This window comes from Celeribacter sp. ULVN23_4 (assembly GCF_054788345.1).
In genome coordinates this window covers 47,709-73,903 of the sequence record NZ_JBTVYO010000003.1, presented here as the reverse complement: position 1 = coordinate 73,903, position 26,195 = coordinate 47,709, and the positions used below count along the sequence as shown (strand labels likewise).

Below are 26,195 nucleotides of genomic sequence, written 5' to 3'. Positions count from 1 at the left end.
GCCCGAATACGTCTCTAATGGGGCAGCATATAGGAGTTTCTCTGGCGTGACCCATATGTCATCCGGCTGCGAACAAAGGCACCTTTTCCAAAACTCTCAAAGTTTTGCGGTTTCAGACGCAAAACCCCGGCCTTCGGCCCTTGCGTCCGCGCGCTCCATGACTATAACCCACGACAATTTGCGCGTGCCCTGCTATGAGGTGCGCGCGAAGTGCTGCTCAACATATAGCCGGGGTCTGCCATGCCGAAGAGAACCGATATTTCCTCCATCATGATCATTGGTGCGGGGCCGATTATCATCGGGCAGGCCTGTGAGTTTGACTACTCCGGGGCCCAAGCCTGTAAGGCGCTGCGCGAAGAAGGGTACCGGGTCATTCTCGTGAACTCGAACCCGGCGACGATCATGACCGACCCGCATATGGCGGACGCAACCTATATCGAGCCGATCACGCCCGAGGTTGTCGCCAAGATCATCGAGAAAGAGCGCCCCGACGCACTGCTGCCGACGATGGGTGGCCAGACAGGCCTCAACACCTCTCTGGCACTCGCCGACATGGGCGTCCTTGAAAAGTTCAACGTCGAGTTGATCGGCGCGAAACGCGAAGCCATTGAAATGGCTGAAGACCGCAAACTGTTCCGCGAAGCGATGGATCGTCTCGGCATCGAGAACCCGAAAGCCGACATCGTCGCCGCGCCGAAGCGCGAAGACGGCAGCTACGACATTGGCGCGGGCATGAAAATCGCCATGGAAGCGCTCGAACATATCGGCCTTCCGGCGATCATCCGTCCGGCCTTTACGCTCGGCGGCACGGGCGGCGGCATTGCCTATAACCGCGACGATTATGAGAAAATCTGCCGTTCTGGTCTTGAGGCCTCCCCCGTTGCGCAGATCCTCGTCGATGAAAGCCTTCTCGGCTGGAAAGAATTCGAGATGGAAGTTGTCCGCGACAAGGCCGACAACGCCATCATCGTCTGCGCCATTGAGAACGTCGATCCGATGGGGGTCCACACCGGCGACTCGGTGACTGTCGCTCCGGCGCTGACGCTGACCGACAAAGAATACCAGATCATGCGGACCCACTCGATCAACGTGCTGCGTGAGATCGGCGTGGAGACCGGCGGGTCCAACGTGCAATGGGCGGTGAACCCTGCCGATGGCCGGATGGTCGTGATCGAGATGAACCCGCGCGTGTCGCGCTCCTCCGCTCTGGCGTCCAAAGCCACCGGCTTCCCGATCGCCAAGATCGCCGCGAAACTGGCCGTGGGCTACACGCTCGACGAGCTGGACAATGACATCACCAAGGTGACCCCGGCCTCCTTCGAGCCGACCATCGACTATGTCGTCACCAAAATCCCGAAATTCGCTTTCGAGAAATTCCCCGGCGCAAAACCGGAACTCACCACCGCGATGAAATCCGTGGGCGAGGCGATGGCCATCGGTCGGACCTTCCACGAATCGATGCAGAAAGCCCTGTCCTCGATGGAATCGGGCCTCACCGGCTTTGATGACATTGAACTGCCCGACATGCCGAAACCGATGCAGATCGTCGAGGCCGAAGGCGCGGACGATACCCTGCCGCGCATCCTGCTTGGTGCCGATGAGGCCGCCCAGCAGATGATCGACAAATCCGTGACCCGCGAGCTTGCGAAAGCAACGCCGGATCGTCTCCGCGTCATCGCTCAGGCCATGCGCTTTGGTTTCACCGACGAAGAGATCAACGAGATCAACTCTTTCGACCCGTGGTTCCTCGCCCGTATCCGCGAGATCATGGTCTCCGAATGCGAGATCAAGAAAGACGGCCTGCCGGTCACTGAAGAAGGCCTGCGCAAGCTCAAGATGATGGGCTTCACCGACGCACGTCTGGCGAAACTCACCGGCCGCGACGAGGCCAATGTCCGCCGCGCCCGCCACAACCTCGGCGTCAATGCCGTGTTCAAACGCATCGACACCTGCGCCGCAGAGTTCGAAGCGCAGACGCCCTACATGTACTCCACCTACGAAATGCCGATGATGGGCGAAGTGGAATGCGAAGCGCGTCCGTCGGATCGTAAGAAAGTCGTCATCCTCGGCGGCGGTCCGAACCGGATCGGTCAGGGCATCGAGTTCGACTATTGCTGCTGTCACGCCTGTTTCTCGCTCACCGAGCAGGGCTACGAGACCATCATGGTCAACTGTAACCCGGAAACCGTGTCCACCGACTATGACACCTCCGACCGTCTCTATTTCGAGCCGCTGACCTTTGAGCACGTCATGGAAATCCTCCGTGTCGAGCAGGAAAACGGCACGCTGCACGGCGTCATCGTTCAGTTCGGCGGCCAGACCCCGCTGAAACTCGCCAACGCGCTGGAAGCAGAAGGCATCCCGATCCTCGGCACCACGCCGGACGCGATTGACCTTGCCGAAGACCGTGAGCGTTTCCAAGACCTCGTCAACCGTCTCGATCTCAAACAACCGCGCAACGGCATCGCGCATTCCGACGCCGAAGCCATTGAGATTGCGTCCGAGATCGGCTTCCCGCTGGTGATCCGCCCGTCCTACGTTCTGGGCGGGCGCGCGATGGAAATCGTGCGCGACATGGATGGCCTGAAACGCTACATCCGCGACGCGGTTGTGGTGTCCGGTGATAGCCCCGTTCTTCTGGACAGCTACCTGTCGGGGGCGACCGAGATCGACGTCGACGCGCTTTGCGACGGCGAGAAGGTGCACGTTGCGGGCATCATGCAGCACATCGAAGAAGCGGGCGTCCACTCCGGCGACTCCGCTTGCTCCTTGCCGCCCTACTCGCTCAAGCCCGAGATCATCGAAGAGCTGAAACGTCAGACCGAAGCTCTGGCGCTGGCGCTCAACGTGGTCGGTTTGATGAACGTGCAATACGCGGTCAAAGACGACGTGATCTACCTCATCGAGGTGAACCCGCGTGCCTCCCGGACCGTGCCCTTCGTCGCGAAAGCGGTGAACAGCCCGATCGCCTCCATCGCCGCGCGCCTTATGGCTGGCGAAAAACTCGACACGTTCGAGCTGGTCGATCCGGCAAGCACCGGTCGCTATGCGGTCAAAGAAGCGGTTCTGCCCTTCGCCCGTTTCCCGGGCGTCGACACCATCCTCGGGCCGGAAATGCGCTCCACGGGTGAGGTCATGGGCGCGGACAAGAGCTTTGCGCGCGCCTTCCTCAAGTCGCAGATGGGCGCAGGCACCAACCTGCCGAGCTCTGGCAAGGTCTTTGTCTCCGTGAAGAACTATGACAAGAAGCCGAAAATGGTCGAGGCGATGAAAACGCTGTCCGATCTGGGTTTCGAAATCATCGCGACCCGCGGCACGGCGAAGTTCCTCAAGGAAAACGGCGTCGAGAGCAAGATCGTCAACAAGGTCTATGAGGGCCGCCCGAACATCGTCGACATGATGAAAGACGGGGACATCGCGCTCGTGCTGAACACGACGGAAGGCAATCAAGCGCTGGAAGACAGCCGCGAGATCCGCTCCGTCGCGCTTTACGACAAGATCCCGTATTTCACCACCGCCGCCGCCAGCCACGCCGCCGCCATGGCGATCAAGGCCCGGCTCGAAGGTGAGATCGAGGTGTTGAGCCTTCAGGACGTGTAAGCGTCGAAACCATCAAAAGTCTAAAGAAACGCCCCGCCTTTGCGCGGGGCGTTTTCTTTTGGAACACATTATTCAGAGGCATCGCCAAGCAACCAAAGAAAAAAGATCGCGACGAAAGGGCTACAGAAGATCGACATGAGAAGCCAAGAAGCAGGATCACGACTACGGGCTTCCGCCATATCCATCGGAAGCCTCACATAGAGCAAATAGCCCGCATACAGTCCAAGTATGATCGCAACGATTGCAAATATTGTGGTGATGAAATCCATATTGGCCTTCTAGCCACATAGCTCAGACGCCTCTATACAGTTCGTTTGCAGGGGGCAGGTCAACTCAATATCCTTGACTTTCTCCACATCTTCCCCCATTTGGCCACTATCGACATCCCGTGCTGCCGCGTGAGCAGCCGCTTTTCGCGATAGAAATGCCGCTGGTTGTCGATCTCGGGCGGGCGCAACAGGCGCTGACGTCCGACCAGGTTCCCAAATCACGCAGGGGTCCGGCGGAAAGACGGGACGGGCATGTGGCCTTTTCCGGAGACCTTTTCCGCGACCAAACTGCGCTGGCCCGCTATGGGCGGCGTTTTCGCGTGTGGGTCCGCCCACCAAAGGACGTATATGACTGATTTTTCCATGCTCGGCCTCAAGCCGAAGCTTCTCGATGTGCTCAAAGACATTGGCATCGCCTCCCCGACCCCGATTCAGGCCCGCGCCATTCCCGAAGTGATGAATGGCCGCGACGTGATGGGGCTGGCGCAAACCGGCACCGGCAAGACGCTGGCCTTCGGCCTGCCGCTGATGCACATGGCCTATTCCGATGGCACGAAACCCGCGCCGAAAACCGTGCGCGCGCTCATTCTTGCGCCGACCCGCGAGCTGGTGAACCAGATCGCCGACGGGCTGTTTCCCTTCATCAAGGGCTCGCACCTCAAACTGAACCGCGTCGTTGGCGGCGTCTCGATCAATGCTCAGATCAACCGTCTGGACCGTGGCACCGACATTCTCGTCGCCACCCCCGGCCGTCTGATCGACCTGATCGACCGCAAGGCCGTGCGTCTCGATGAGACCACCTTCCTCGTGCTCGACGAAGCGGATCAGATGCTCGACATGGGCTTCATCCACGCTCTGCGCAAACTGGTTCCGATGCTGGCGAAAGAGCGTCAGACCATGCTGTTCTCCGCAACCATGTCGAAGGACATGAACGAGATCGCCCAGAGCTACCTGAAATCGCCGGTTCGTATCGAGGTCTCCCCTCCGGGCAAGGCCGCCGACAAGATCGACCAAGAGGTGCACTTCATTCCGCAGCAGGAGAAATTCGAACTGCTCAAAGAACTGCTCTGCGATCACTCAGACGAGCTGGCGCTGGTCTTTGCCCGCACCAAACATGGCGCGGAGCGGATTGCGAAAAACCTTGTGCGTGATGGATTCGAAGCGGGCTCCATCCACGGCAACAAATCCCAAGGTCAGCGCGAGCGCACGCTCGCCGCGGCCAAGAGCGGCAAGATCAAAGTGCTGGTCGCGACCGACGTCGCCGCGCGCGGGATCGACATCCCGGCGGTGCGCCATGTCTATAACTTTGAGCTTCCGAACGTGCCGGAGAACTTTGTGCACCGGATCGGCCGGACCGCGCGCGCGGGACGTGATGGTAAGGCGGTTGCTTTCTGTGCGCCGACCGAGCTTGACGATTTCCGGGCAATCCAGAAGGTCATGAAGATCAAGATCCCGGTCGCAACCAATGCGTCTTGGGCGGCGGACGATCAAAAAGCTAAGCCCAAGCCGAAGCCACAAGGCCGTCGGCGCGGCGGTGGCGGTGGTGGCCCGCGCGGCGGCAAACCCGGCGGAAAACCGGGTGGCGGCAAGCCGGGCGGTGGCCGTCCGGGCAAATCCGGTCGTCCCGGAGGCGGTCGCCCCCAGCGGCAAAGAAGCCGGGGCTAAAGCGTTTCTACTTAAACCTGAATCAGGGTTTGAGCAGAAACGCGGAGCAACGTCCAAGCGGAGCGGGCGTTTCGACTTTATGTGATAGATCAAGTTAAAGTCGAAACGCTTTAAATGACGAAAAGGCGGCCTTCATGGCCGCCTTATTCATATCAAGAGATTGAAATCGCGAAATTTCAACAGCGCTGCGATCAAGTCGCTTCGTGTTCCAGATGCAGCTTCATGTTGATCAGAACCTGCTGAAGCTCCAAGGTTTCGCGCAACAGACGTTTGGCCTCATTGATCGTAATAATGCCGTCCTCGATCGCATCGGAATACTCCGCCATGAGCATGGCGAAACGCTGAGACAGGGCCACCACGTCGGAATTCACACCGCCTTCTTTCGGGTGCTCGTTGCGAGTCGCGTCATAGGACAAGGCTATGCCTTTGAGTTCAGCCAGCGCGGAGGTGACATGCGGATAGCCCGCCGCCGCCTCAAGCTGAGCTACGGCATCCGCAGGAATAAAGCGATCCGAGTGCTCTTCCGCCGTGGAGTAATAACGGCCCAAAGTTGCCTTCGACTTGCCTGTCAGAGCACAAGCTGCCTCCAGCCCCACATCCTTGACCAAAGCCTCGGTGTGTTTTTTCAAATACGTTCCGGCTGCATCCATAACTTGTGCCCCCTACCCTCAACGTCCCCTCAGATGGGGAATTCGCCTAACCATTTCCCATTAAATTCCCGATTTTTACATGACATACAAGTGCGTACCTGCCGTCGCAGGGTATGAACGAGTATCCGGTGCATTTGTGCCGGAACGGGTGGAGGTCGTTTCAGGGAAGGAAGGCAGGTTTTCGTGTTCAGATTTCCGGCGCCCTCATCCCCTAGCCCTTCCGGGCTTTAGCCGGGGTCAGTTACCAAGTATTACCTTTTTTCCGACCTTCACCCGTGCACGTTTCCCACGTCATCAGGTTTTCCGAGATCAACAACACGGAACCTCTTGATCCCCCTGCCCGCGATCTGGCAGACCCGCCTCATGGCAAAACTTTACTTTCAATATTCGACCATGAATGCGGGGAAATCGACCCTGCTGCTTCAGGCCTCCTACAACTATCGCGAACGCGGGATGGACACCTACCTCATCACCGCGAAATTCGATGACCGTGCAGGAGATGGCCGGATCGGCAGCCGCATCGGTATAGGCTCCGAAGCCGATACGTTCGAGGAAGGGGAAGACCTTTTTGCCAAGATCGAGCGCCGACTGGCCGAGGGACCCGTGGCCTGTATCTTCATCGACGAGGCGCAATTTCTGACGAAAGAGCAAGTCTGGCAACTCGCCCGCGTCGTGGACGATCTGCGCGTTCCCGTCATGTGCTACGGTCTGCGCGTTGATTTTCAGGGCAATCTCTTCCCCGGTTCCGCCGCACTCTTGGCGCTGGCCGATGAAATGCGCGAGGTCCGCACGATTTGCCATTGCGGCAAGAAGGCGACGATGGTCGTGCGCATGTCGGAGAGCGGCATGGTTCTGACCGAAGGGGCGCAGGTCGAAATCGGCGGCAATGAGCGCTACGAATCCCTTTGTCGCAAGCATTGGCGCGAGGCGATGGGCGATGTGCCGCGCTCCGCTGAGGACACGTAACCCGGCGCAAATGCAAAGAAGGGGCCGCTGGCCCCCTCTTCCAAACAGCTTTCCAAACGGTTTTAGTGCAGCCGCCCGCCTTTCGGCACCGGAAGTCCCGGCTGGGCCAGCACAACCGCGCCGTTTTCATCCGGGAAACCCAGCACCAGCACTTCGGACATGAACCGACCGATCTGGCGCGGCGGGAAATTCACTACGGCCATCACCTGCTGGCCGACAAGGCTTTCGGGCGTGTAATGCACGGTGATCTGCGCCGAAGATTTCTTTTCCCCGATCTCCGGCCCGAAATCGATCCAGAGCTTGATCGCAGGCTTGCGGGCTTCCGGATAGGGCTCGGCGCGCAGGATGGTCCCGACGCGCACATCGACTTTGAGAAAGTCGTCGAAGGAAATTTCATCGCTCATCCGGCCAGTTCCTTGGAGCGATCCGCTGCGGCTTTGACCGCTTTCTTCAAGAGCGGCGGGAAACCCGTTTCTGCATCCATCAACACGTCCAGCGCCGCCGCCGTCGTGCCGTTCGGAGAGGTCACGTTCACGCGCAACTGCGCCGGGTCTTCCTCAGCATCTTCCGCCAGTTGCCCGGCACCGCCCACAGTAGCCTTGGCAAGCTGCATCGACAGTTCCGGCGACAGACCCTGCTCCACACCAGCAGCTGCCAGCGTCTCTATCAGGTGGAACACATAGGCCGGACCGGAGCCGGAGACCGCCGTGACGGCATCCATCTGGGTCTCGCTCTCAAGGCGCACCACCTGCCCGACCGCTTCGAGCAGGCTTTGCGCGAGATCGAGATCCGCAGGCATCGTTTTCGCATTGCCGATGATGGCGGTGATCCCACGTCCGACAGCGGCCGGCGTGTTCGGCATCGCCCGGATCACCGGTGTCTGATCCCCGAGAATGCGTTCGTAAGCCTCGATGGTGATCCCCGCCGCGACGGAGAGGAAGGTCGTAGAGCCATTGCCCAGCGCCTGCAGCTTCGGAAGCGCGTCGCCCATCATCTGCGGCTTCACGGCAACCAGCACGATGGCCGGATTTTCAGGCAGCTCAGCGTTGAGGTGAACCCCGGTGGATTGCAGCCAGTCGGACGGGCGCGGATCGAGCACGGTCACGGAACTCGGCGGCAGGCCACCATCAAGCCAGCCCTTGAGCATCGCCGAACCCATTTTGCCACAGCCCAAAAGCACCAGTCCACGCGCTTTGAGATCATCCATGATTGCACCTTTCCTTCGTCCAAAAGAAAACCCCCTGAGGGTCTCAGGGGGCACTCTATCAATCAACCGGGCGAGCGCAACGCGATGCAGCGGCATTCCCCGGTGCGTTTTCGCGCGGGCGCTTATGCGCGCCCGTAAGCCTCGCGGATCGCGACATCCATCGCTTCTTCCGGGGTCTGGTCGGACCATGCGACCAGCTGGAAAGCCGGGTAGAACCGTTCGGCCGCTCCGACAGCGGCACCGATCAGGCGATCCACCTGTTCAGGGCTGGCGATCTGGCCGCCCGAAAGGACGAGACCGTAGCGATAGACCATCAGGCGCTGCTCGTGCCAGTAGGTGAAGGCCCCGGTCCAGATTTTGTCGTTGGTGCGATTGAGGATCTCGAAGATTTGCGGCAGCTTCTCTTCGGGCGGCTCCATTTCAAAGGTGCAGATGAGGCGCAGCGTCTCATCAAAGTCAGACCACGCCAGAGTGATGGAATAGGTGCGCCATTGGCCCTCGACCGCCATGGCGATCTGGTCTTCGGCGACCCGGTCGAATTCCCAATCATTGTACTCGCACAAGTGCTCGCACAGGTCGATCGGGTGGATCTCGGTGGAAAAGCTCTGCTCAATAAGCGACATACACGGGCCTCTCTCGGTCTGCGTCCTGTGGCTGTGCGACATCCCCCTACGCGACATCACAGTTTGGCCCACAAAGACTTGGTGCCTGCTCTAAGGGTCGACGGGATTTCGCCTCCCCTTACTAGATATGGTGTGATGAAAGTGACAAATCTGTAAAGCGAAATATTTGTGTTATCCCCAGCATTCGCGGCTCATCCACAACTTGCTTAATTTTTCCCCAGCCCTGCAAACCTGCCTGTGGACAGAAAAAAGGCCCCCGAAACGGGAGCCTTTCTGCGGTCGCGATGGCCTGAAAAGGATCAGGCGTTTTTCTTGGCCTCAAGCGCATCAAGACGCTTTTTCAGCTCTTCGTTTTCCTCACGCGCCTTCTGCGCCATCATGCGCACGGCGTCGAATTCTTCGCGGGTGACGAAATCACGGTCGGCGAGCCAACGGTCCACAAGGCTTTTCAGAGCGGTGTCGGCCTCGTCCTTCGCACCCTGCGCCACACCCATGGCGTTGGTCATGAGTTGGGAAATATCGTCAAGGATTTTGTTGCGAGTCTGCATGGCGGTCTCCGTCCAGCGCATTCGTGAATATCTTGTGATCTATATGGGGCGGTTGGACGCAAATCACAAGGTTGACTTCCGCCCCGCTCTCGCGACAGTTGCGCCCATGTTGACACGTCTGCCCGCCGTTCTGAATTTCCCGGACCTTTCGCCAATCCTGTTCGAGATCAACCTCGGCCCGGTGCATTTCGCATTGCACTGGTACGCGCTGGCCTACATCGGCGGGTTTCTCGTTGGCTGGTTCCTGATCCTGCGCGCCCTCAAAGCGACGCGGCTTTGGGCCAATGACACGCCGCCGCTCAACAAGACTGAATTCGAAGACCTTCTGACATGGCTGATCCTTGGCGTGATCCTCGGCGGACGGCTGGGCTATGTGCTGTTCTACAAACCCGACTATTACCTCAGCCATCCGCTCGAAATCCCGATGGTCTGGCAAGGCGGCATGGCCTTCCACGGCGGCTTTCTCGGCGTCATCGTCGCAGCGCTTCTGTGGGGGCGCAAACATCACAAACCGCTCTTGTCTCTCGGCGATCTCCTCGCGATGGCGACGCCGCCGGGCCTTCTGCTCGGACGGATTGCGAATTTCGTGAATGCCGAGCTTTGGGGCAAGCCTTGGGACGGGCCTTGGGCGGTGATTTTTCCCGGTGCAGAGGCGCAGGCCTGCGCCAATGTCGGTCCGCTCTGTGCCCGCCATCCTTCGCAGCTCTATGAAGCCGGGATGGAAGGGCTAATCCTCGGCGCGCTGATCCTCAGTCTGGTTTGGGCCGCAGGCATGTTCAAACGCCCCGGTTTCATCATGGGTCTGTTCTTCTCGGGCTATGGCGTGTCGCGCTTTGTCGTCGAGTTCTTCCGGCAGGCGGATGCGCAGTTCATCACCCCTGAAACCCCGACCGGCGCGGTCTTCCTCGGGATGCACATGGGTCAACTTCTGTCCCTGCCGATGATCCTGATCGGGTTGTTCTTCATGCTCCGGGCCAAGCGGGCATGACCGCCCTGAAAGACAGCCTCATCCGCCGCATCACCCAGACCGGGCCGATCTCGCTCGCCGCCTATATGGCGGACTGTCTTTTGCATCCGGAACACGGCTATTACACCACCCGCGATCCCTTCGGCTCTGCGGGGGATTTCACCACCGCGCCAGAGATCAGCCAGATGTTTGGCGAGCTTCTGGGCCTCAGCCTTGCGCAAAGCTGGCTCGACCAGGGCGCACCATCGCCCTTTACACTGGCCGAGATCGGCCCCGGCCGCGGCACGCTTATGGCCGATATCCTCCGCGCGACACGCGGGGTTCCGGGGATGCATGCAGCGATGCGGGTGCATCTGGTGGAAGCCTCCCCAACCCTGCGCGCTGCGCAGAAGGACACGCTATCGGGCTATGAGATCACATGGTGCGATCAGATTTCTGATCTTCCGGATGCACCGCTTTGGCTGATTGCCAACGAGTTCTTCGACGCTCTGCCGATCCGGCAATTTACCCGCAAAGGCGACACCTGGGCCGAAACGCAAATCGGCCTCATGAACGGATCTCTCGCCCTCGGCCTCTCCGCCCCCGCGCCCTTGGCTGATCTCGCGCACCGTCTCGCGGACACCAAAGACGGGGAGATCGTCGAGATTTGTCCCGCCGCACCGTCGATCATGGAAGAGATCGCCCGCCGCGTTGCCAAAGGTGGCGCCGCAATCGTGGTCGATTATGGTGACTGGCGCTCGCTCGGCGATACGTTTCAGGCCTTGGAAGCGCATCAAAGCGTCGATCCGCTCGCCCGTCCCGGCCAGGCCGATCTGACCGCCCATGTGGACTTTGAAGCACTGGCGCAAGCTGCGACACAGGCCGGGGCGACAGCTTCACGGATGATCCCACAGGGCGAGCTTCTCGCGCGCCTCGGCATCGCCAGCCGCGCAGAGGCCCTTGCGCACAAGCTGACCGGTGCAGACCTCGACACGCACATGGCCGCATTTGAGCGGTTGACCTCGCCGCAAGAAATGGGAACCCTTTTCAAAGCGATGGCTTTCGCACCCACCCCCGACTTACTGCCACCGGGATTTGACGCATGACACTCGACATCATCACCTCAGACGCGCTGGACGGGATCCAGCACGGTTTCTTCACCCGCAAAGGCGGCGCCTCATCCGGCGTCTTCGAGGGGTTGAACTGCGGGTTGAGCTCGTCGGATCAGGCCGACATCGTCAAAATCAACCGCACACGCGCCGCGCAGGCTCTGGGCGTTGGGCCGGAAGCGCTCTGCTCCGCCTATCAGGTTCATTCCGCCGATGTCGCCCGGATCGAAGGTCCGCAAAATGGCCCCGCCCCAAAGGTCGATGCTTTGGTCACCGATCAACCGGGGCTGGCCCTTGTGATCCTGACCGCCGATTGTCAGCCCGTGCTGTTCGCCGATCGCGAGGCAGGCGTCATCGGCGCAGCCCATGCCGGGTGGAAGGGCGCGATCTCTGGCGTGTTGGAGGAGACTGTTGAGGCGATGGTCGGTCTTGGCGCGACGCGCGAGAACATTTCCGCCGTCATCGGCCCGACGATTTCCCAGCGCGCCTACGAGGTCGGCCCCGAGTTTTTCGAAGATTTCCTTGCCGAAGATCAGGAGAACGCACGCTTCTTCGCCAGTGGCACAGGCGACCGATATCAGTTCGATCTTCCCGCGTTCGGATTGCATCGCTTACGGCAGGCAGGCGTTGGCCAGGCCGAATGGACCCGGCACTGCACCTACTCCGACCCGGAGCGTTTCTATTCCTATCGCCGCTCCGTGCACCGCAAGGAAGCGGACTACGGACGACTCATTTCCCTGATCCGCCTCTGAAGCGCCGTTCGAAAAAACAACCCTGACGCGATTAAGGCGGAAATAGGCCAGAAACCGCCCCATTTCCGCCAGAAACAATACAGAAAACGCACTCAAATTGTTTCTCAAAATCAGAAATTATATTTAATTTTCTTATAGTTAACAAAATACAAAGCCTTTCGAGGACCGGAGAAATCCTACGTCGCATTTTCTGACTCTTCTCGCGGCTCTCGCCCCATTTTCGCCGAAGCGACCCGGCATATTGTTCCCAAGATCGAAACAGACGCCGAGCTGGCGTTCACCACGAGAGGGGCAAACCATGAAAAACCGTCGTTGGATGAAATCGATGATCGCGGAAGCCAAAAAATCCGAGGTCGAAATGCCCTGGACCCGTGGCACCCGCCGCGCTGCTTTCATCGCAAAGAAAAGCGGCAAGCAAACCTGGCGCGCATCCGCATAAGCTGATTCGGACATTCGCGCAGTCCGGCGGCACAGCTGCCGACCGAAGAGAGCGTGATTGCCCCACAATGAAGAAACAAAGAAACGGCGGGCCAGAGCACTGGTTCCGCCGTTTGCTGTAATTAGATAAAATTTTTGACAAGCCAGCGACAAATCTGAAATTCTATCAGGACTGTTATCGGTGGGGGCCGACACAGTACGAGGTTTTCGATGTCGCAGCCCCTGTTCGGCCTTCAGTCCGGCACCTATCGCCAGATTTCCCCCAAAGACGACTCCATGCCAGGCCCCGATGCTCTCCAGCAACGGGCGAAGACCGCTTGGACAGCGCGCCGCGCCAAAGCCATGCAGAACCTCGCGCCCAAGCCCGTCCAAGTTCAGCGCCGCTACAACATTCAATGGCAGATGCCCGGTGGCGACATTTGTGCGGCACATCACATCGCGCCCGCCCTGCCCGTCTTTGAAACGGCCTTCAACGGCTTCGCCCGCGGCGCGCTCATCCCCACCGCCTGCGGCCCGGTGGCGATCGAAGATCTGATGCCCGGTGATGAGGTGATCACGGTTGATCATGGTGTTCAGACGGTGGAATGGATCGGCTCCATGACACTCGACACCCGTGGTCGCCGCTATCAGGATGCCCCCGCCGAACGCCTCTATCGGATCACGGCAGATACATTTGGACTGGGTCGCCCCTCCATCGACCTGATGCTCGGCGCAGGGGCGCAGTATCTCGTTCAAATCGATACGCTCGAATCCTATCTCGGCAGCAAACAGGCCATGGCGCCCATCGCCGGGATGGTCGATGGGGTTTCCGTGATTGAAGTGACCCCGATCTCAAGCGTGCGCAGCTATCATCTCGCTCTCTCACGCCACAGCCTTATTCGCGTCAACGGCCTCGAAATTGCGAGCTATCACCCCGGCCCTTCCGCACTCAGCGCGTTGCATGGCGACTTGCGGACCCGTTTTATGGCGCTGTTCCCGCATTTGGTCTCGATGGGTGATTTCGGCGCTCTGACGTATCCGCGTCTGACCATGAATGATCTGACGAACCTTCTCGCTCAGTGAGCTCGCTTTTTCTGACGCCGGGCACTCCCCCTGATCGGCATTCACGAAACGGCCCGCAAAAGCGGGCCGTTACTCATTCGAATGTAAAATTTTGGATCGGCTCAAGCACTCTGAGCGATGCGCGCTTCCAGAACGTCGAAAGGCACACCCGGCTCATCCTTGGCGCAGCGAATGACCAAGGAGGTTTTCACAGAGGCCACATTCTCAGTCGATAGGAGCTGCCCCGTCAGGAAGCTCTGAAACGTCGACAGATCCGGCGCGACGCATTTGAGGATGAAATCCACTTCACCGTTCAGCATGTGGCACTCGCGGACCAGCGGCCACTCGCGGCATTTCGCCTCGAATTTCGACAGATCGGCCTCGGCCTGGCTCAAAAGTCCGACCATGGCGAAGACTTCGACCTCGAAATTCAGCGCGCGGGCATCCACCACGGCGTGATAGCCCTTGATGTAACCGCTTTCCTCAAGCGTCCGAACCCGGCGCAAACAGGGAGGCGCGGAAATTCCGACGCGTCGGGCCAATTCCACGTTGGTCATACGCCCGTCCGCTTGCAGTTCAGCAAGAATTTTGCGGTCGATCTCGTCGAGTTTATGTGAGGGCATCTGTCTTCCGCCTTGGCCCAAAGGGCCCCAATTTCTATAGATGTGCGCAAAACCACGCGTGCGCGCAACATTCTTTCTCATTATAGCAAGAAAGTTTCAAGAGGATTTCACGCGACACAAGTGCAGGAAAAGGTCGGTTGCCCATTTTTTCACCGCGCCTGTGCAGCGCACAGGGTTTGATAAGCCGCAGCGCGGTGTCTATATCGGAGCCGACAACAAAGACAACACGCAAAAATGAGGTCCCGACATGGCCGAAACGAAACATACGAAAGTTCTGATCATCGGCTCCGGTCCCGCTGGCTATACGGCAGGCGTTTACGCCGCCCGCGCCATGCTCTCGCCGATCCTCGTTCAGGGGATGGAACCGGGCGGACAGCTGACCACCACGACCGAAGTCGAGAACTTCCCGGGCTTCACCGAAGTTCAGGGCCCGGACCTGATGGTCAAAATGGAAGAGCACGCACGCGAGATGGGAACGGAAATCATTTCCGATCTGATCGTCGAGCTCGACACCGACAGCCGTCCGTTCGTTGCCAAGGGTGACAGCGGCACGATCTATACCGCCGATGCCGTGATCCTCGCAACGGGCGCGCGCGCGAAATGGCTTGGCCTCGACACGGAAGAAGCGTTCAAGGGCTATGGCGTTTCCGCCTGTGCAACCTGTGACGGGTTCTTCTATCGCAACATGGAAATCGTCGTGATCGGCGGCGGCAACACCGCCGTGGAAGAGGCGCTGTTCCTCACCAACTTCGCCTCGAAAGTGACCCTGATTCACCGCCGCGACACCTTGCGGGCCGAAAAAATCCTGATCGATCGCCTGATGAAGAACGAAAAGATCGTGCCACTCTGGGACAACGAACTGGTCGAAGTTTATGGCGATGAAGCTCCAATGAAGGGCGTGAACGGCGTGAAGGCCCGCAACGTCAAAACCGGCGAGATCACCGACATCCCGGCCAAAGGCGTTTTCGTCGCCATCGGCCACGCCCCGGCCAACGAGCTGGTGAAAGACAAGCTCGAAATGCACAATGGCGGTTATGTCTCGGTGAAGCCGGGGTCCACGGAAACCTCCATCCCCGGCATCTTTGCCGCCGGCGACTTGACGGACCACAAATACCGTCAGGCAGTCACGTCGGCGGGTATGGGCTGCATGGCGGCTCTCGACGCCGAACACTGGCTCGCTGCGCAAGAGTGAGCCGCACTCTGACGACACTCTATCGTTTGGTCGCTCCGGGACAAACCCCGGAGCGACCAAACAACGCCGAACCAATTCACGGCCTCCAAAGACATTGATCGCATAACGGCGACATTGCCGGGACAAATGTTTTGCCCAGCCCTGAAAAATGAGACCTTTGGGCCTCTTTTCCCATTTCTTGGCCTGCATCTATTGATTTAAAGAGCCGCATGGGAGTATGGCCCCGACAGCCCGTGGCGACAGATCTGTGCGGGCTCATTTCGTTCGTCCGACCAGTGTAAGAAGGTCCATCACATGCCGCAAAACCTCGCCCCGATTCCCGAGCTCTACGTCTCCTACGACAGCGCTCAAAAGCTCAAAGTCGAAGCAGGAGATCTCGTTAGCTGGGATCTGACCCCGCGCCAGATTTGTGACCTCGAACTGTTGATGAACGGCGGGTTCAACCCGCTCAAAGGGTTCCTTTCTGAGAAAGATTACGACGGCGTTGTCGAGAATATGCGGCTCGCGGACGGCGCGCTCTGGCCGATGCCGATCACCCTCGACGTGTCCGAAGAGTTTGCCGCCAAGCTCGAAGAAGGTCAGGACATTGCGCTTCGTGACCAAGAGGGCGTGATCCTCGCCACCATGACCGTCACCGACAACTGGGTGCCGAACAAATCGAAAGAAGCCGAGAACGTGTTCGGCGCGGACGATTTGGCCCACCCGGCCGTGAACTACCTGCACAACACCGCGGGCAAAGTGTACCTCGGCGGCCCGGTCGTCGGCATTCAACAGCCGGTTCACTACGATTTCCGCGCCCGCCGCGACACGCCGAACGAGCTGCGCGCCTATTTCCGCAAGCTCGGCTGGCGTCGTGTGGTTGCGTTCCAAACCCGCAACCCGCTGCACCGTGCGCACCAGGAGCTGACCTTCCGCGCTGCGAAAGAGGCTCAGGCCAACCTTCTGATCCATCCGGTTGTCGGCATGACCAAACCGGGCGACGTGGACCACTTCACCCGCGTGCGCTGCTATGAGGCCGTGCTCGACAAATACCCGCAATCCACCACCACGATGAGCCTTCTGCCGCTCGCCATGCGCATGGCGGGCCCGCGCGAAGCTGTGTGGCACGGTCTGATCCGTAAGAACTACGGCTGTACCCACCTGATCGTCGGCCGTGACCACGCTGGTCCGGGCAAGAACTCCGCCGGTGAAGATTTCTACGGCCCCTATGACGCTCAGGAACTCTTCCAGAAACACGAAGAAGAAATGGGCATCGAAATGGTGCCGTTCAAACACATGGTTTATGTGCAGGAACGCGCCCAATACGAGCCGAACGATGAGATCGCCGATAAGGACAGCGTGACCATCCTGAACATCTCCGGCACCGAACTTCGTCGCCGTCTGGCCGAAGGTCTGGAAATCCCGGAATGGTTCTCCTTCCCCGAAGTCGTGAAAGAACTGCGCCGCACCAAGCCGCCGCGTTCGAAACAGGGCTTCACCGTGTTCTTCACCGGGTTCTCCGGCTCCGGCAAATCCACCATCGCCAACGCGCTTATGGTGAAACTGATGGAAATGGGCGGTCGTCCGGTAACGCTCCTCGATGGCGACATCGTGCGGAAAAACCTGTCCTCCGAGCTGGGCTTCTCGAAAGAGCACCGTGACCTCAACATCCGCCGCATCGGCTATGTGGCCTCCGAGATCACCAAGAACGGTGGCATCGCGATCTGTGCGCCGATCGCGCCCTACACCGCGACCCGCCGCGCCGTGCGTGAAGATGTCGAAGCTTTCGGCGCCTTTGTCGAAGTGCACGTCTCCACCTCCATCGAGGAATGCGAACGCCGCGACCGCAAAGGGCTCTACAAACTGGCCCGCGAAGGCAAGATCAAAGAGTTCACCGGCATCTCCGACCCGTACGAAGTGCCTGAGAACCCGGAACTCCGCGTCGAGACCGAAGGCCATGATGTGGACAACTGCGCGCATCAGGTCATCCTCAAGCTCGAGTCGATGGGCCTGATCGCCGCGCACTAAAGCGTTTCTGCTCAAACCCTGATTCAGGTTTAAGTAGAAACGCTTTAAGCCTCGACAATCCAGCAATGAAAAAGCCCCGGCCAATCGGTCGGGGCTTTCGCGTATTGAGAGGCGCGATATCAGTGGGAGGCTGCGACCAGAAACGCCGCATTATCAATGCAGTGCAGGACCGTTTCTCGCTCAATCTCGTGCAGATTAAACGGAAAACTCTTTAACCGCTGAAGGCGTCCGCGCACAGAAACTGCGTTAAAAGCCGATCCGCCTCTTCGAGGTCTTTACGGGCAAACACGTCAGCCTCCTGTACCTTTTCTCAAAATCGCAAAGAAAACGTCGGATCAAGACAGAGCCGCCCTTTGAAACATGACAATACGCGCTATGCTAGATCTCAGTCAGCGGACGATCACCGGCGCGAAATGCGCTCAACCATTCCAGTAACGCGGCTCCGCCAGATCGCGATCAAAACGCATCGCGGGATCATCGCCCCCCCAGAGCCCGTATTCGCGCCGGAAATATTCGATACAAGCCGTATCGGCCTCCGCCCGGCCATGCCCTTGATACACGAAATCAGCAAGTGCCTCTGCGCCCCGGTTATGGCTGAACCGCAGCGTATCCGTCGGGCGCCAGATGCCATGACCGTTCTTGGTGAAATGCCCGGAAAGCCAGGGGTCGTCGACCGTCCAGAGAATCTCGGGAATGTCATACATGTCTGGTGTAAAAAACGATGGGCGCGCCAGAACCCCACCGAATCCTTCGGCAACATCCATATAGCCGGGCGTTCCGACGAAGGCGCGTTTCTTGCGCAACCCCGTCTTGAGCCGCCAAAGTCGGTAGTGCCAGTCCTTGCGCTTGCGCATCGCACGCGGCTTCAAGCTACGCGGAAAATCATAACAGGGATTGGCCAGCCTTTCATTAAGGTTATAGCCCATGTTCGCGATCACATCGTTTGGATGGGCCTCTGCGGCGGTGCCGAGTTTGTAAAGCAGATCCGGCTCGTAGCGCTGATCGTCGTCACAAAAGAACAAGAGTACATCCTGTCCTGCATAGTCCTGCGCGGCAGGGAGGATTTTCGTTGCCGGCCCGTAGTCCTGCTCATGCAGATGGAGCGACACCCACTCCGGCAGAACGGGCAACTCCGTGGCTGGATCAAACGCGAAACGACGGTAGCTCTTCGGCAGTTCGAGACGGATCTCACGAATATTGACATTTTTCTGAGCTTTGAGAGACAGAAGTGTCGGCATGAGATCGCCGAACCGTGGCGGGATCGCGGTCAACGAAACAACGAAATCTTTCATGGAGGCCTTCCTGGGGAGCACAACTTTGCTCTTCGGTAGGCCAGCCCCCTAGGTTTTACAAGAGGGCCGTGCCCTGTCCTCAGTGGACATTCACCGGGGCGAAATCATGCTCGCGCGCCAGGGCGAAGGCAAGCTGCCTGTTCGCGACCAAAGCCAAACGGGTGCCTTCCGCGTTGTTCACGGAATAGATATGATCAAGCCCTTCGGCCTGCGCTTGAACGTCTTCGGGCAGATCGGCGACCGCGACCGGACGGACGTAAGCGATTTTTTCTGCGCCCCCATCAAAGGGCAGATGCGGATAGTGCGTGTTCATGGCTTATCCCTTCCTGATCTGAATGGTCTGAACAACTGTGTCGGGCATGGCGCGGGTCAGATCGATGTGCAAAAGCCCGTTTTCCATCGAGGCTCCGGTCACATCGACGCCATCGGCCAACACGAAGGAGCGTTGGAACTGCCGCCCGGCGATGCCACGATGCAGAAACACGCGGGTTTCTTCCAGGTCGGACTGACGCCCACGCACAACGAGCTGGCGGTCTTCGACGGTGATTGAGAGATCCGATTCCGAGAACCCCGCCACAGCCAGCGTGATCCGATAGGTATTCTCAGAGGATTGCTCAATATTATAAGGCGGATAGCCACCCGCGTCGGTTTTCGCCGTGCGCTCTACAAGGCGCTCCAACTGGTCAAAGCCCAGTAAAAACGGATGGGCGCCAAAGCTTACTTTCGTCATCTCCACGTCCTCTCTCAGAAGCGACTGTGTTCGTGTCACGGGCCCCGAATGCGGCAACCCTTCATAAGAAAATATGGGGAAGCGAGAGACTGGCTTCAAGCCCTCTCAGAGTGCTTTGAGTTTGGCGCCTTTGCGGCTAAACTATATCCAAGCGCAACGCGTCCGCAGCTTTCTGCTTCGGACTGAGGTGCAAAGGAAGAACCACAATGACAGAGACAACGCGATGAACGTGTCCAACCGTATGGATCATCTGGAGGTCCTTAAGGTCAAACTCGAGATGCTCAAACGCGAGCACCGCGATCTTGATGCCGCAATTGATGCGATGCAGGAGACCGGCCATCTGGACGCCCTGCGCCTGCAACGGATGAAAAAGCAAAAGCTCTCTCTCAAAGACCGGATCGCGGTGTTGGAAGACGAGATCACCCCGGACATCATTGCGTAACGTCACGCATCGGCTATAAGGCGGGAAAGCGACATTTTCTCGGGAGATAGCCATATGAGCGTCGAGGTCGGCATCATCATGGGCAGCCAGTCGGACTGGCCCACCATGAAGCGCGCAGCGGACATTTTGGATGAACTGGGGGTAAGCTACGAGGCGAAGATCGTCTCTGCCCACCGCACACCGGACCGACTTTGGAGCTATGGCAAGGAAGCCGCCGGACGTGGCCTCAAGGTGATCATCGCCGGCGCTGGCGGCGCGGCGCATTTGCCGGGCATGATGTCCTCCAAGACCCGCGTGCCGGTGATCGGCGTTCCCGTCCAGACCCGCGCCCTTTCCGGTGTCGACAGCCTCTATTCCATCGTTCAGATGCCGAAAGGTTTCCCGGTTGCCACCATGGCCATCGGCGAAGCGGGTGCGGCCAATGCGGGTCTGATGGCTGCTGGCATTCTCGCGATCCACGATCCCGCGCTGGCCGAGCGTCTCGACGCCTGGCGCGAAGCTCTTTCCGCCTCCATTCCCGATGAGCCTTCCGATGTCTGACGTGCAAACCCTCGCCCCGAACGCAACCATCGGCATCTTGGGCGGCGGTCAGTTGGGACGGATGCTCTCCGTCGCGGCCTCGCGCCTCGGGTTCAAAACCCACATCTTCGAGCCAAGCGCCACCCCGCCCGCCGGTCATGTGGCCGAAACCGTGACCACCGCCTCTTATGAAGACGAGAATGCCCTGCGCGCCTTTGCCGAGAGCGTCGATGTGGTGACCTACGAATTCGAGAACGTGCCGACCTCCGCGCTTGATCTCATCGAGTCCATCGTGCCGATCCGCCCGAACCGCAAAGCGCTGGCCGTCTCGCAGGACCGTCTTGTTGAGAAGAACTTCCTGCAGGAACTCGGCCTCAAAGTCGCACCGTTCGCCGCCGTGGACGACGATGTCGATCTGGCCGAAGCACTCGTGGAAATCGGTGCCCCCGCGATCCTGAAAACCCGCCGCTTCGGGTATGATGGCAAGGGACAGGCCCGGATCATGAAGCCGTCCGAGGCCGACCAGGCACTCAAGGACATGGCTGGCGCCCCTGCGATTCTCGAAGGGTTCGTGGACTTCACCCATGAGGTCTCCGTGATCGCGGCACGCGGTCAGGCCGGGGATATCTCCTGTTTCGATCCGGGCGAGAACGTCCATAAATCCGGCATTCTGCACACCACAACCGTCCCTGCCCGCCTCACCCCGGCGCTGCGCAGCGATGCCGTGCTGCTCGCCGCCAAAATCCTGAACGCGCTAGATTATGTCGGAGTGATGGGCGTGGAGCTTTTCGTCACCCCCGGCGGCCTGATCGTCAATGAGATCGCCCCCCGTGTTCACAATTCCGGCCACTGGACGCAAAACGGCTGTGTCATCGACCAGTTCGAACAGCACATCCGCGCCGTGGTGGGCTGGCCTCTGGGCGACGGCAAACGGCATTCCAATGTCGAAATGCTGAACCTGATCGGCGACGACGTGGATCGCATCCCCGAATTCGCCAAGGACGGCTCCGTCGCGATCCACCTTTACGGCAAGGCGGATGTGAAACCCGGCCGCAAAATGGGCCATGTGAACAAGATCACCGGCGCCGCGTAAACGCGCCGAAGATCACGTGAGGCGGCAGATCAGTCGCCTCACAGCACCTTGTCCGCCGAGAGCTTGACTCTTCGGCCCCAAGGTTCCCTTCTCACTGCATTAGAGAAGGACACTCCCATGACACATGCTTTTGACAAAAGCCTTGAGGACCGTCTGGTCCGCTATGCCGCGATTGACACCCAGAGCGACGAAGACGCGCCCGGCGCACCGAGTACAGCCATTCAATTCGATCTTTTGCGGATGTTGGAGCGCGAACTGACCGACATGGGGGCCTCTGACGTGGAGATCACGGATTACGGCGTCGTTCTCGCCACCATCCCCGGCACGGCCGAAGGCCCAACCGTCGGCTTTCTCGCCCATGTCGACACCGCACCGCAGTTCAATGCCACAGGCGTGAAGCCTCGTGTCGTGCGCGGCTATAACGGCGGCGACATCACCTATCCCGACAATCCCGATCTTGTGCTCTCGCCCGCAGAGTTCCCCTATCTCGCCGAGAAACAGGGCCATGACATCGTCACAGCTTCCGGCACCACGCTTCTGGGCGCGGATGACAAGGCAGGCATTGCGATCATCATGACCGCCGCCGAGCATTTGCTCACCCATCCGGAAATCCCCCACGGCCCGCTGCGCATTGCCTTTACCCCGGACGAGGAAATCGGACGCGGGGTCGCCAAAGAGCTGCCGAAAGACCTCGCCGTCGATTTTGCCTACACATTCGATGGGGCCGAAGTCGGTGAGGTTGTGTTCGAGACCTTCTCCGCAGATGCCGCCGATGTGACCGTCTCGGGCGTGTCGATCCACCCCGGCCACGCCAAGGACAAGATGGTCAATGCGATTCATCTGGCCTCGAAAATCATCCAGACCCTGCCCCATGTCACCATGACGCCGGAAACCACAGACGGGCGCGAGGGTTTCATCCACGCCACCGACATGGTGGGCGGCTCCTCAGAAATGAAAATCCGCTTCATCCTGCGCGATTTCGAGCGCGAGGACTTGGAGGCGAAAGGCAAGCTTTTGCGTGAAGTCTGCGAGGCCGTCGCCGCGACCGAACCGCGCGCGACCATCACCTGTGACATCCGTCCGCAATACCGCAACATGCGCTATTGGCTGGAAAATGACATGACCCCTGTCGACCTCGCCAATGCTGCCTGCAAAGAGCTCGGCATCGAGCCGATTTCCGTGCCGATCCGGGGCGGAACGGATGGGTCTCGATTGACGGAGATGGGGGTGCCGACGCCGAACCTGTTTACCGGGATGCAGAACATCCACGGGCCTCTGGAATGGATTTCGGTGCAGGATATGGCCGTCGCCACCAAGCTTTGCCTGACCTTGACCGAGCTGGCCGCGCAACAGGATTCGTAAGTGCGATCCGGGCCATGTGCCTTAGCGCGCCTTGGCCGGAGCCTCTTGCGTTCCGGTCAAGGCGACATCCAAACAGCAACGCTTCCGAACAAACGGCGACAACGTAAAACAGCAGACTTAAAGCATCAAAGCGTTCATTTCACGGGGGTTTTAACTGGTGCTGCTGGAGAGAATTGAACTCTATTATTGCGGGCCTTTAGCATTGATTTATAAAGGAATTTTTTGGATCAAACAAGACACTGTGTCACACCTTCCGGTCACAACCAACAGACACTTCCGCGATGCACTTCAAAAGTGCGCGGCAATTGAGCTCAGCAGAAATGATAAGTTTGCGATCTTCGCGGTCACTCCTGTGGCGCAGTTTCGTCAAGCGAATTCCAGCGACGAATATGCCCAACCAACTCATCCAGTCGTTGCTTCAAGTCGAGATGCCCCTCCAAGTCTTCCCGGCGAAATTCATCTACGACCGCATGTGCCAGCACAACTTTGGTCGACTTGCTACTCTTAACCTTCGGCATGTTTGGGATATCCTCGAAATCATGCTTAAGGACAAATGTTTCGCCAAATAGGCGCAGCCAAACCTGCAAAGGGACATAATTCTCGATTTCCTTCCCTGCGGTGACCCAAGACATGCCCCCCCGCTTTGCAACCTCATCTCGCATCCGCATTTTGGTCTCGTTCAACCGCATCTGAGGCATCCGATTACTTCCCTTTTTCCACTTTCGATCACTGTCCATAACCACCGCGAGGTTTCTGTTCAAAGTGACCATTGAGATGAGTGTTGATAGCTCGGAAGTCGGCATCGCCTCAAAATGCGACAGGATCTTCCCGCCGTAGTACATGAAGGTGTAGTGAGCACCTTCAACAAGCTCGCCATCAGAAATCAAGTCAAGCCAACGCCGTAAGTAGACGCGATCACTCGGCCCTTCGACCCAGATGACGCCGTTCGACTGCAAGATGTCTGACCCCCTAACATCCAAATCATCAAGAATGTTGGTATGACCATCGTAGTCCATCACGTTTCGGCAAGCCGACTTCGAGCCATTTCTGGTGACATGAATAATGCCAGCGTCTTCTCTCGAAGCAGCCCAATCGATGCAAACTGGAGAGTGCGTGGTAAGAACGAGGGAGAAGCCTAACTTCTTTCTTTCTGCCGCGAGGAAGTTGATCAGTCGACGGAGCAAAGCTGGGTGAAGGTTATTTTCAGGCTCTTCGACGGCAAGTATCAGAGACTTCCAGTTGATCTCCTGAACAAGAGGAACGAGCCGCAGATATGAAAGTATGATAAAGATTGACTGGAGGCTCGAACCTGACTCGGACAACCTCACATCTCCTTTGCCTTCCTCATGTAAGAAAATCTCCCAGAGCCCAGTGCTGTCATTCTCCTGACAAATAATGGAGTCGAAAGCACTATCACCCGCATAGATTTCGTTGAGGTCCCGTAGGAGGTCAATCTCAACGACTTCTCTCGGGCGAGCGTCGCTAATGATGAAATAACGAATTAGGTTTGTAATTCCCTTACCAGTAGGCTCTGGTGCCGGAGCACCTCGTCCTTCCGGTACCACGCTCCTTTCGGCAGCCACTCTCAGCAAGGAGCATTTCTGCAAAGACCAGTTCGAGCAGCCGGAAAAAGCTTCTTTCACCTTGCTGTCCAACTTCTGGAATTCTTCAGCAGAGTCCTTTACCCCAACAAGCGACACTTTGTCCTTGTCGAGGTACCTCCAAACTGCCACTTCGCCGACATAAGCTTGCGCAAATTTCCAGTTATTTCCGGGCACAATTCCGCCACTATGGGTTGGATGAAATTTGCCCCTGAGGATCGTATCGACCATTGGTGCTCTGATATCAATCGCAGCTTGGAACCCTGTGCGCTGCTGAGAAGCTGAGGCAAGTTTTCCTCGCGCCATATTTGTGCAAATATCAAGCAAGTCAACGACTGTAGATTTCCCACTATTGTTCTTTCCGATAACGACACTGATTGGTTCAAACCTGAAAAAACCGCTGCCACTTTCATCAAAGCACTTAATATTTACGCCTTGGATATCGAAGCCGTTCAATGGATGAGACATTTCTGGAAAACCTTTGGGGAGATGAAAGTAATTTGATTGTTCGAAAAGGATAATTTCTTAGTTCTCACAGATTGAAAAGGCTTATGTCGAAAGCACTTTTGACCCGAAAATTTTAACCCCCTTTTGGATAGGGGCGCGAAGGCGAATTCCCCCCATGCCTAGATCACGCGGGGAGGCGCTACAGGGGGCCACTTCATCTCAATCACGGCACGGGGTCTTTACCCAGAACGCAAGAGCCTCCTCCTTCAACGAACTGGGCGGTGAGCATCGGGTGTCCAAAAGGGCATACCCCTACGTACACCCCCAAAGGTGACCGCAGAGGTGTTCGTAAGGGTTGACTTTAATCAACGGACATGAAATCCAACGTACATAACCCTTGCCTACACCAGAGAGGCCACCATGTCCAAGACCATCCTCTATGCCCGCGTCTCGACCACCGACCAAACCCTTGACCATCAGAAGACCCAAGCGGAGGCAGCCGGGTTCAAGATTGATGATGTCGTTTCCGATCATGGGGTCTCTGGCGTCAGCACTCTCCTCAAAGACAGACCGGAAGGGAAAAGGCTCTTCGATATGCTCCGCAGCGGGGACACCCTCGTGGTGCGCTGGGTGGATCGCCTCGGGCGCAACTATCAGGACGTGACAGACACCATTCGGGAGTTCATGCGACAGGGTGTGGTGATCCGCACGGTGATCAATAACATGACCTTTGACGGAGCCACAAAGGACCCCATGCAGGAGGCCGTGAGAGACGCTCTGATCGCCTTTATGGCCGCTACGGCACAGGCACAAGCAGAAGCCACCAAGGAGGCCCAGAGGGCGGGCATAGAGGCCGCAAAGGCAGACAAGACCCGCTACCGTGGCAAAAAGCCCAGCTACAACCGCAAGGCCTTCGAAAAGGTGCAGAATATGACGGCGCAGAACGCGGGGACAACGGAGACGGCGAAGGCCACAGGTCTCACCCGACAGGCCGTGATCCGCATAAGGAAAGACCCCGCAGCAGCAGAGGCCGCATTGACCCGCTGGGGAATGTGAGGCCGTGCGTGTCGGCT

General features: G+C 58.5%; 26 protein-coding genes. 15 read left to right on the top strand and 11 right to left on the bottom strand.

Translation table 11 applies throughout. From position 1 onward, the window contains the following. The first annotated feature begins 240 nt into the window (after positions 1-240). Complete coding sequence (carB, locus tag ACYBHZ_RS09130; RefSeq protein WP_460273961.1) at positions 241-3,600, top strand: carbamoyl-phosphate synthase large subunit; 3,360 nt, start codon at positions 241-243, stop codon at positions 3,598-3,600. A gap of 68 nt (positions 3,601-3,668) precedes the next feature. On the opposite strand, the gene ACYBHZ_RS09125 is transcribed toward carB, so the two are convergent. Further along, on the bottom strand, positions 3,669-3,869 hold the full coding sequence (locus tag ACYBHZ_RS09125; protein WP_460273960.1) for a hypothetical protein: 201 nt from the start codon (positions 3,867-3,869) through the stop codon (positions 3,669-3,671). 348 nt (positions 3,870-4,217) lie between these two features. On the opposite strand from ACYBHZ_RS09125, the gene ACYBHZ_RS09120 reads away from it, so the two are divergent. After that, positions 4,218-5,534, top strand: a complete 1,317-nt coding sequence (locus tag ACYBHZ_RS09120; RefSeq protein ID WP_460273959.1) for a DEAD/DEAH box helicase — start codon at positions 4,218-4,220, stop codon at positions 5,532-5,534. A 191-nt stretch (positions 5,535-5,725) separates the two neighbouring features. Here the strand turns inward: ACYBHZ_RS09120 and ACYBHZ_RS09115 are convergent, their stop codons facing one another. Then, the gene (locus ACYBHZ_RS09115; RefSeq protein ID WP_460273958.1) at positions 5,726-6,184 is read right to left on the bottom strand and encodes a hypothetical protein; all 459 of its coding nucleotides are present in this window, start codon (positions 6,182-6,184) and stop codon (positions 5,726-5,728) included. A gap of 363 nt (positions 6,185-6,547) precedes the next feature. Here ACYBHZ_RS09115 and ACYBHZ_RS09110 point away from each other — a divergent pair, with 363 nt between their 5' ends. After that, positions 6,548-7,150 (top strand): thymidine kinase, encoded by a 603-nt coding sequence (locus ACYBHZ_RS09110; RefSeq protein ID WP_460273957.1) that lies wholly within the window; start codon positions 6,548-6,550, stop codon positions 7,148-7,150. 62 nt (positions 7,151-7,212) lie between these two features. On the opposite strand, the gene ACYBHZ_RS09105 is transcribed toward ACYBHZ_RS09110, so the two are convergent. The 4 genes from ACYBHZ_RS09105 to ACYBHZ_RS09090 all read right to left on the bottom strand — a co-directional run bounded on the left by ACYBHZ_RS09105 (position 7,213) and on the right by ACYBHZ_RS09090 (position 9,528). Continuing rightward, entirely contained in the window at positions 7,213-7,554 is a 342-nt protein-coding gene (locus ACYBHZ_RS09105; RefSeq protein ID WP_460273956.1) for a tRNA-binding protein, read from the bottom strand. Beyond that, positions 7,551-8,357 carry a pyrroline-5-carboxylate reductase gene (proC, locus tag ACYBHZ_RS09100; RefSeq protein WP_460273955.1) on the bottom strand — a complete coding sequence of 269 codons (807 nt, stop codon included), beginning with the start codon at positions 8,355-8,357 and terminating at the stop codon, positions 7,551-7,553. The genes ACYBHZ_RS09105 and proC overlap by 4 nt, the downstream gene beginning before the upstream one ends. 122 nt (positions 8,358-8,479) lie before the next feature. Further along, complete coding sequence (locus ACYBHZ_RS09095) at positions 8,480-8,980, bottom strand: type III secretion system chaperone family protein (RefSeq protein WP_460273954.1); 501 nt, start codon at positions 8,978-8,980, stop codon at positions 8,480-8,482. A gap of 299 nt (positions 8,981-9,279) precedes the next feature. After that, entirely contained in the window at positions 9,280-9,528 is a 249-nt protein-coding gene (locus tag ACYBHZ_RS09090; RefSeq protein WP_460273953.1) for an accessory factor UbiK family protein, read from the bottom strand. A 118-nt stretch (positions 9,529-9,646) separates the two neighbouring features. Here ACYBHZ_RS09090 and lgt point away from each other — a divergent pair, with 118 nt between their 5' ends. From lgt to ACYBHZ_RS09065, 5 genes are all read left to right on the top strand, one after another. Then, entirely contained in the window at positions 9,647-10,516 is an 870-nt protein-coding gene (gene lgt, locus ACYBHZ_RS09085) for a prolipoprotein diacylglyceryl transferase (protein ID WP_460274263.1), read from the top strand. Beyond that, positions 10,513-11,580, top strand: coding sequence for a class I SAM-dependent methyltransferase (locus ACYBHZ_RS09080; protein ID WP_460273952.1), 1,068 nt, complete (start codon positions 10,513-10,515; stop codon positions 11,578-11,580). Before lgt ends, ACYBHZ_RS09080 begins: the two co-directional genes overlap by 4 nt. Next, positions 11,577-12,335: a peptidoglycan editing factor PgeF gene (pgeF, locus tag ACYBHZ_RS09075; protein WP_460273951.1), complete on the top strand. Its 759-nt coding sequence runs from the start codon at positions 11,577-11,579 to the stop codon at positions 12,333-12,335. Before ACYBHZ_RS09080 ends, pgeF begins: the two co-directional genes overlap by 4 nt. A gap of 298 nt (positions 12,336-12,633) precedes the next feature. Next, positions 12,634-12,774, top strand: coding sequence for a hypothetical protein (locus tag ACYBHZ_RS09070; RefSeq protein ID WP_460273950.1), 141 nt, complete (start codon positions 12,634-12,636; stop codon positions 12,772-12,774). 209 nt (positions 12,775-12,983) lie between these two features. Beyond that, complete coding sequence (locus ACYBHZ_RS09065; RefSeq protein ID WP_460273949.1) at positions 12,984-13,835, top strand: Hint domain-containing protein; 852 nt, start codon at positions 12,984-12,986, stop codon at positions 13,833-13,835. 101 nt (positions 13,836-13,936) lie between these two features. Here ACYBHZ_RS09065 and ACYBHZ_RS09060 read toward each other — a convergent pair whose 3' ends face one another. Then, the gene (locus ACYBHZ_RS09060) at positions 13,937-14,437 is read right to left on the bottom strand and encodes an Lrp/AsnC family transcriptional regulator (protein ID WP_460273948.1); all 501 of its coding nucleotides are present in this window, start codon (positions 14,435-14,437) and stop codon (positions 13,937-13,939) included. A 247-nt stretch (positions 14,438-14,684) separates the two neighbouring features. Here ACYBHZ_RS09060 and trxB point away from each other — a divergent pair, with 247 nt between their 5' ends. Together trxB and ACYBHZ_RS09050 are read left to right on the top strand one after the other, a co-directional pair. Beyond that, complete coding sequence (gene trxB / locus ACYBHZ_RS09055; RefSeq protein WP_460273947.1) at positions 14,685-15,629, top strand: thioredoxin-disulfide reductase; 945 nt, start codon at positions 14,685-14,687, stop codon at positions 15,627-15,629. Positions 15,630-15,923: 294 nt separating this feature from the next. Next, entirely contained in the window at positions 15,924-17,636 is a 1,713-nt protein-coding gene (locus ACYBHZ_RS09050; protein ID WP_460273946.1) for a bifunctional sulfate adenylyltransferase/adenylylsulfate kinase, read from the top strand. A gap of 419 nt (positions 17,637-18,055) precedes the next feature. On the opposite strand, the gene ACYBHZ_RS09045 is transcribed toward ACYBHZ_RS09050, so the two are convergent. The 3 genes from ACYBHZ_RS09045 to ACYBHZ_RS09035 all read right to left on the bottom strand — a co-directional run bounded on the left by ACYBHZ_RS09045 (position 18,056) and on the right by ACYBHZ_RS09035 (position 19,658). Further along, a complete protein-coding gene (locus tag ACYBHZ_RS09045) occupies positions 18,056-18,928 on the bottom strand; it encodes a glycosyltransferase family 2 protein (RefSeq protein WP_460273945.1) in 873 nt (290 codons plus the stop codon). A gap of 79 nt (positions 18,929-19,007) precedes the next feature. Then, on the bottom strand, positions 19,008-19,241 hold the full coding sequence (locus tag ACYBHZ_RS09040) for a DUF1150 family protein (RefSeq protein ID WP_460273944.1): 234 nt from the start codon (positions 19,239-19,241) through the stop codon (positions 19,008-19,010). A 3-nt stretch (positions 19,242-19,244) separates the two neighbouring features. Next, a complete protein-coding gene (locus tag ACYBHZ_RS09035) occupies positions 19,245-19,658 on the bottom strand; it encodes an Hsp20 family protein (RefSeq protein WP_460273943.1) in 414 nt (137 codons plus the stop codon). Positions 19,659-19,881: 223 nt separating this feature from the next. Between ACYBHZ_RS09035 and ACYBHZ_RS09030 the strand changes: the two genes are divergently transcribed. The 4 genes from ACYBHZ_RS09030 (at position 19,882) to pepT (ending at position 23,074) form a co-directional block, all read left to right on the top strand. Further along, the gene (locus ACYBHZ_RS09030; RefSeq protein WP_460273942.1) at positions 19,882-20,100 is read left to right on the top strand and encodes a YdcH family protein; all 219 of its coding nucleotides are present in this window, start codon (positions 19,882-19,884) and stop codon (positions 20,098-20,100) included. A 54-nt stretch (positions 20,101-20,154) separates the two neighbouring features. Beyond that, complete coding sequence (gene purE, locus ACYBHZ_RS09025; RefSeq protein WP_460273941.1) at positions 20,155-20,640, top strand: 5-(carboxyamino)imidazole ribonucleotide mutase; 486 nt, start codon at positions 20,155-20,157, stop codon at positions 20,638-20,640. After that, positions 20,633-21,712, top strand: coding sequence for a 5-(carboxyamino)imidazole ribonucleotide synthase (locus tag ACYBHZ_RS09020; RefSeq protein WP_460273940.1), 1,080 nt, complete (start codon positions 20,633-20,635; stop codon positions 21,710-21,712). Before purE ends, ACYBHZ_RS09020 begins: the two co-directional genes overlap by 8 nt. Positions 21,713-21,829: 117 nt before the next feature. Further along, complete coding sequence (gene pepT, locus ACYBHZ_RS09015; protein WP_460273939.1) at positions 21,830-23,074, top strand: peptidase T; 1,245 nt, start codon at positions 21,830-21,832, stop codon at positions 23,072-23,074. A 344-nt stretch (positions 23,075-23,418) separates the two neighbouring features. Here pepT and ACYBHZ_RS09010 read toward each other — a convergent pair whose 3' ends face one another. Beyond that, positions 23,419-25,143 (bottom strand): ATP-dependent nuclease, encoded by a 1,725-nt coding sequence (locus tag ACYBHZ_RS09010; RefSeq protein WP_460273938.1) that lies wholly within the window; start codon positions 25,141-25,143, stop codon positions 23,419-23,421. Positions 25,144-25,542: 399 nt separating this feature from the next. Between ACYBHZ_RS09010 and ACYBHZ_RS09005 the strand changes: the two genes are divergently transcribed. Further along, complete coding sequence (locus ACYBHZ_RS09005) at positions 25,543-26,178, top strand: recombinase family protein (RefSeq protein ID WP_460273937.1); 636 nt, start codon at positions 25,543-25,545, stop codon at positions 26,176-26,178. The last annotated feature ends 17 nt before the right edge of the window (positions 26,179-26,195 follow it).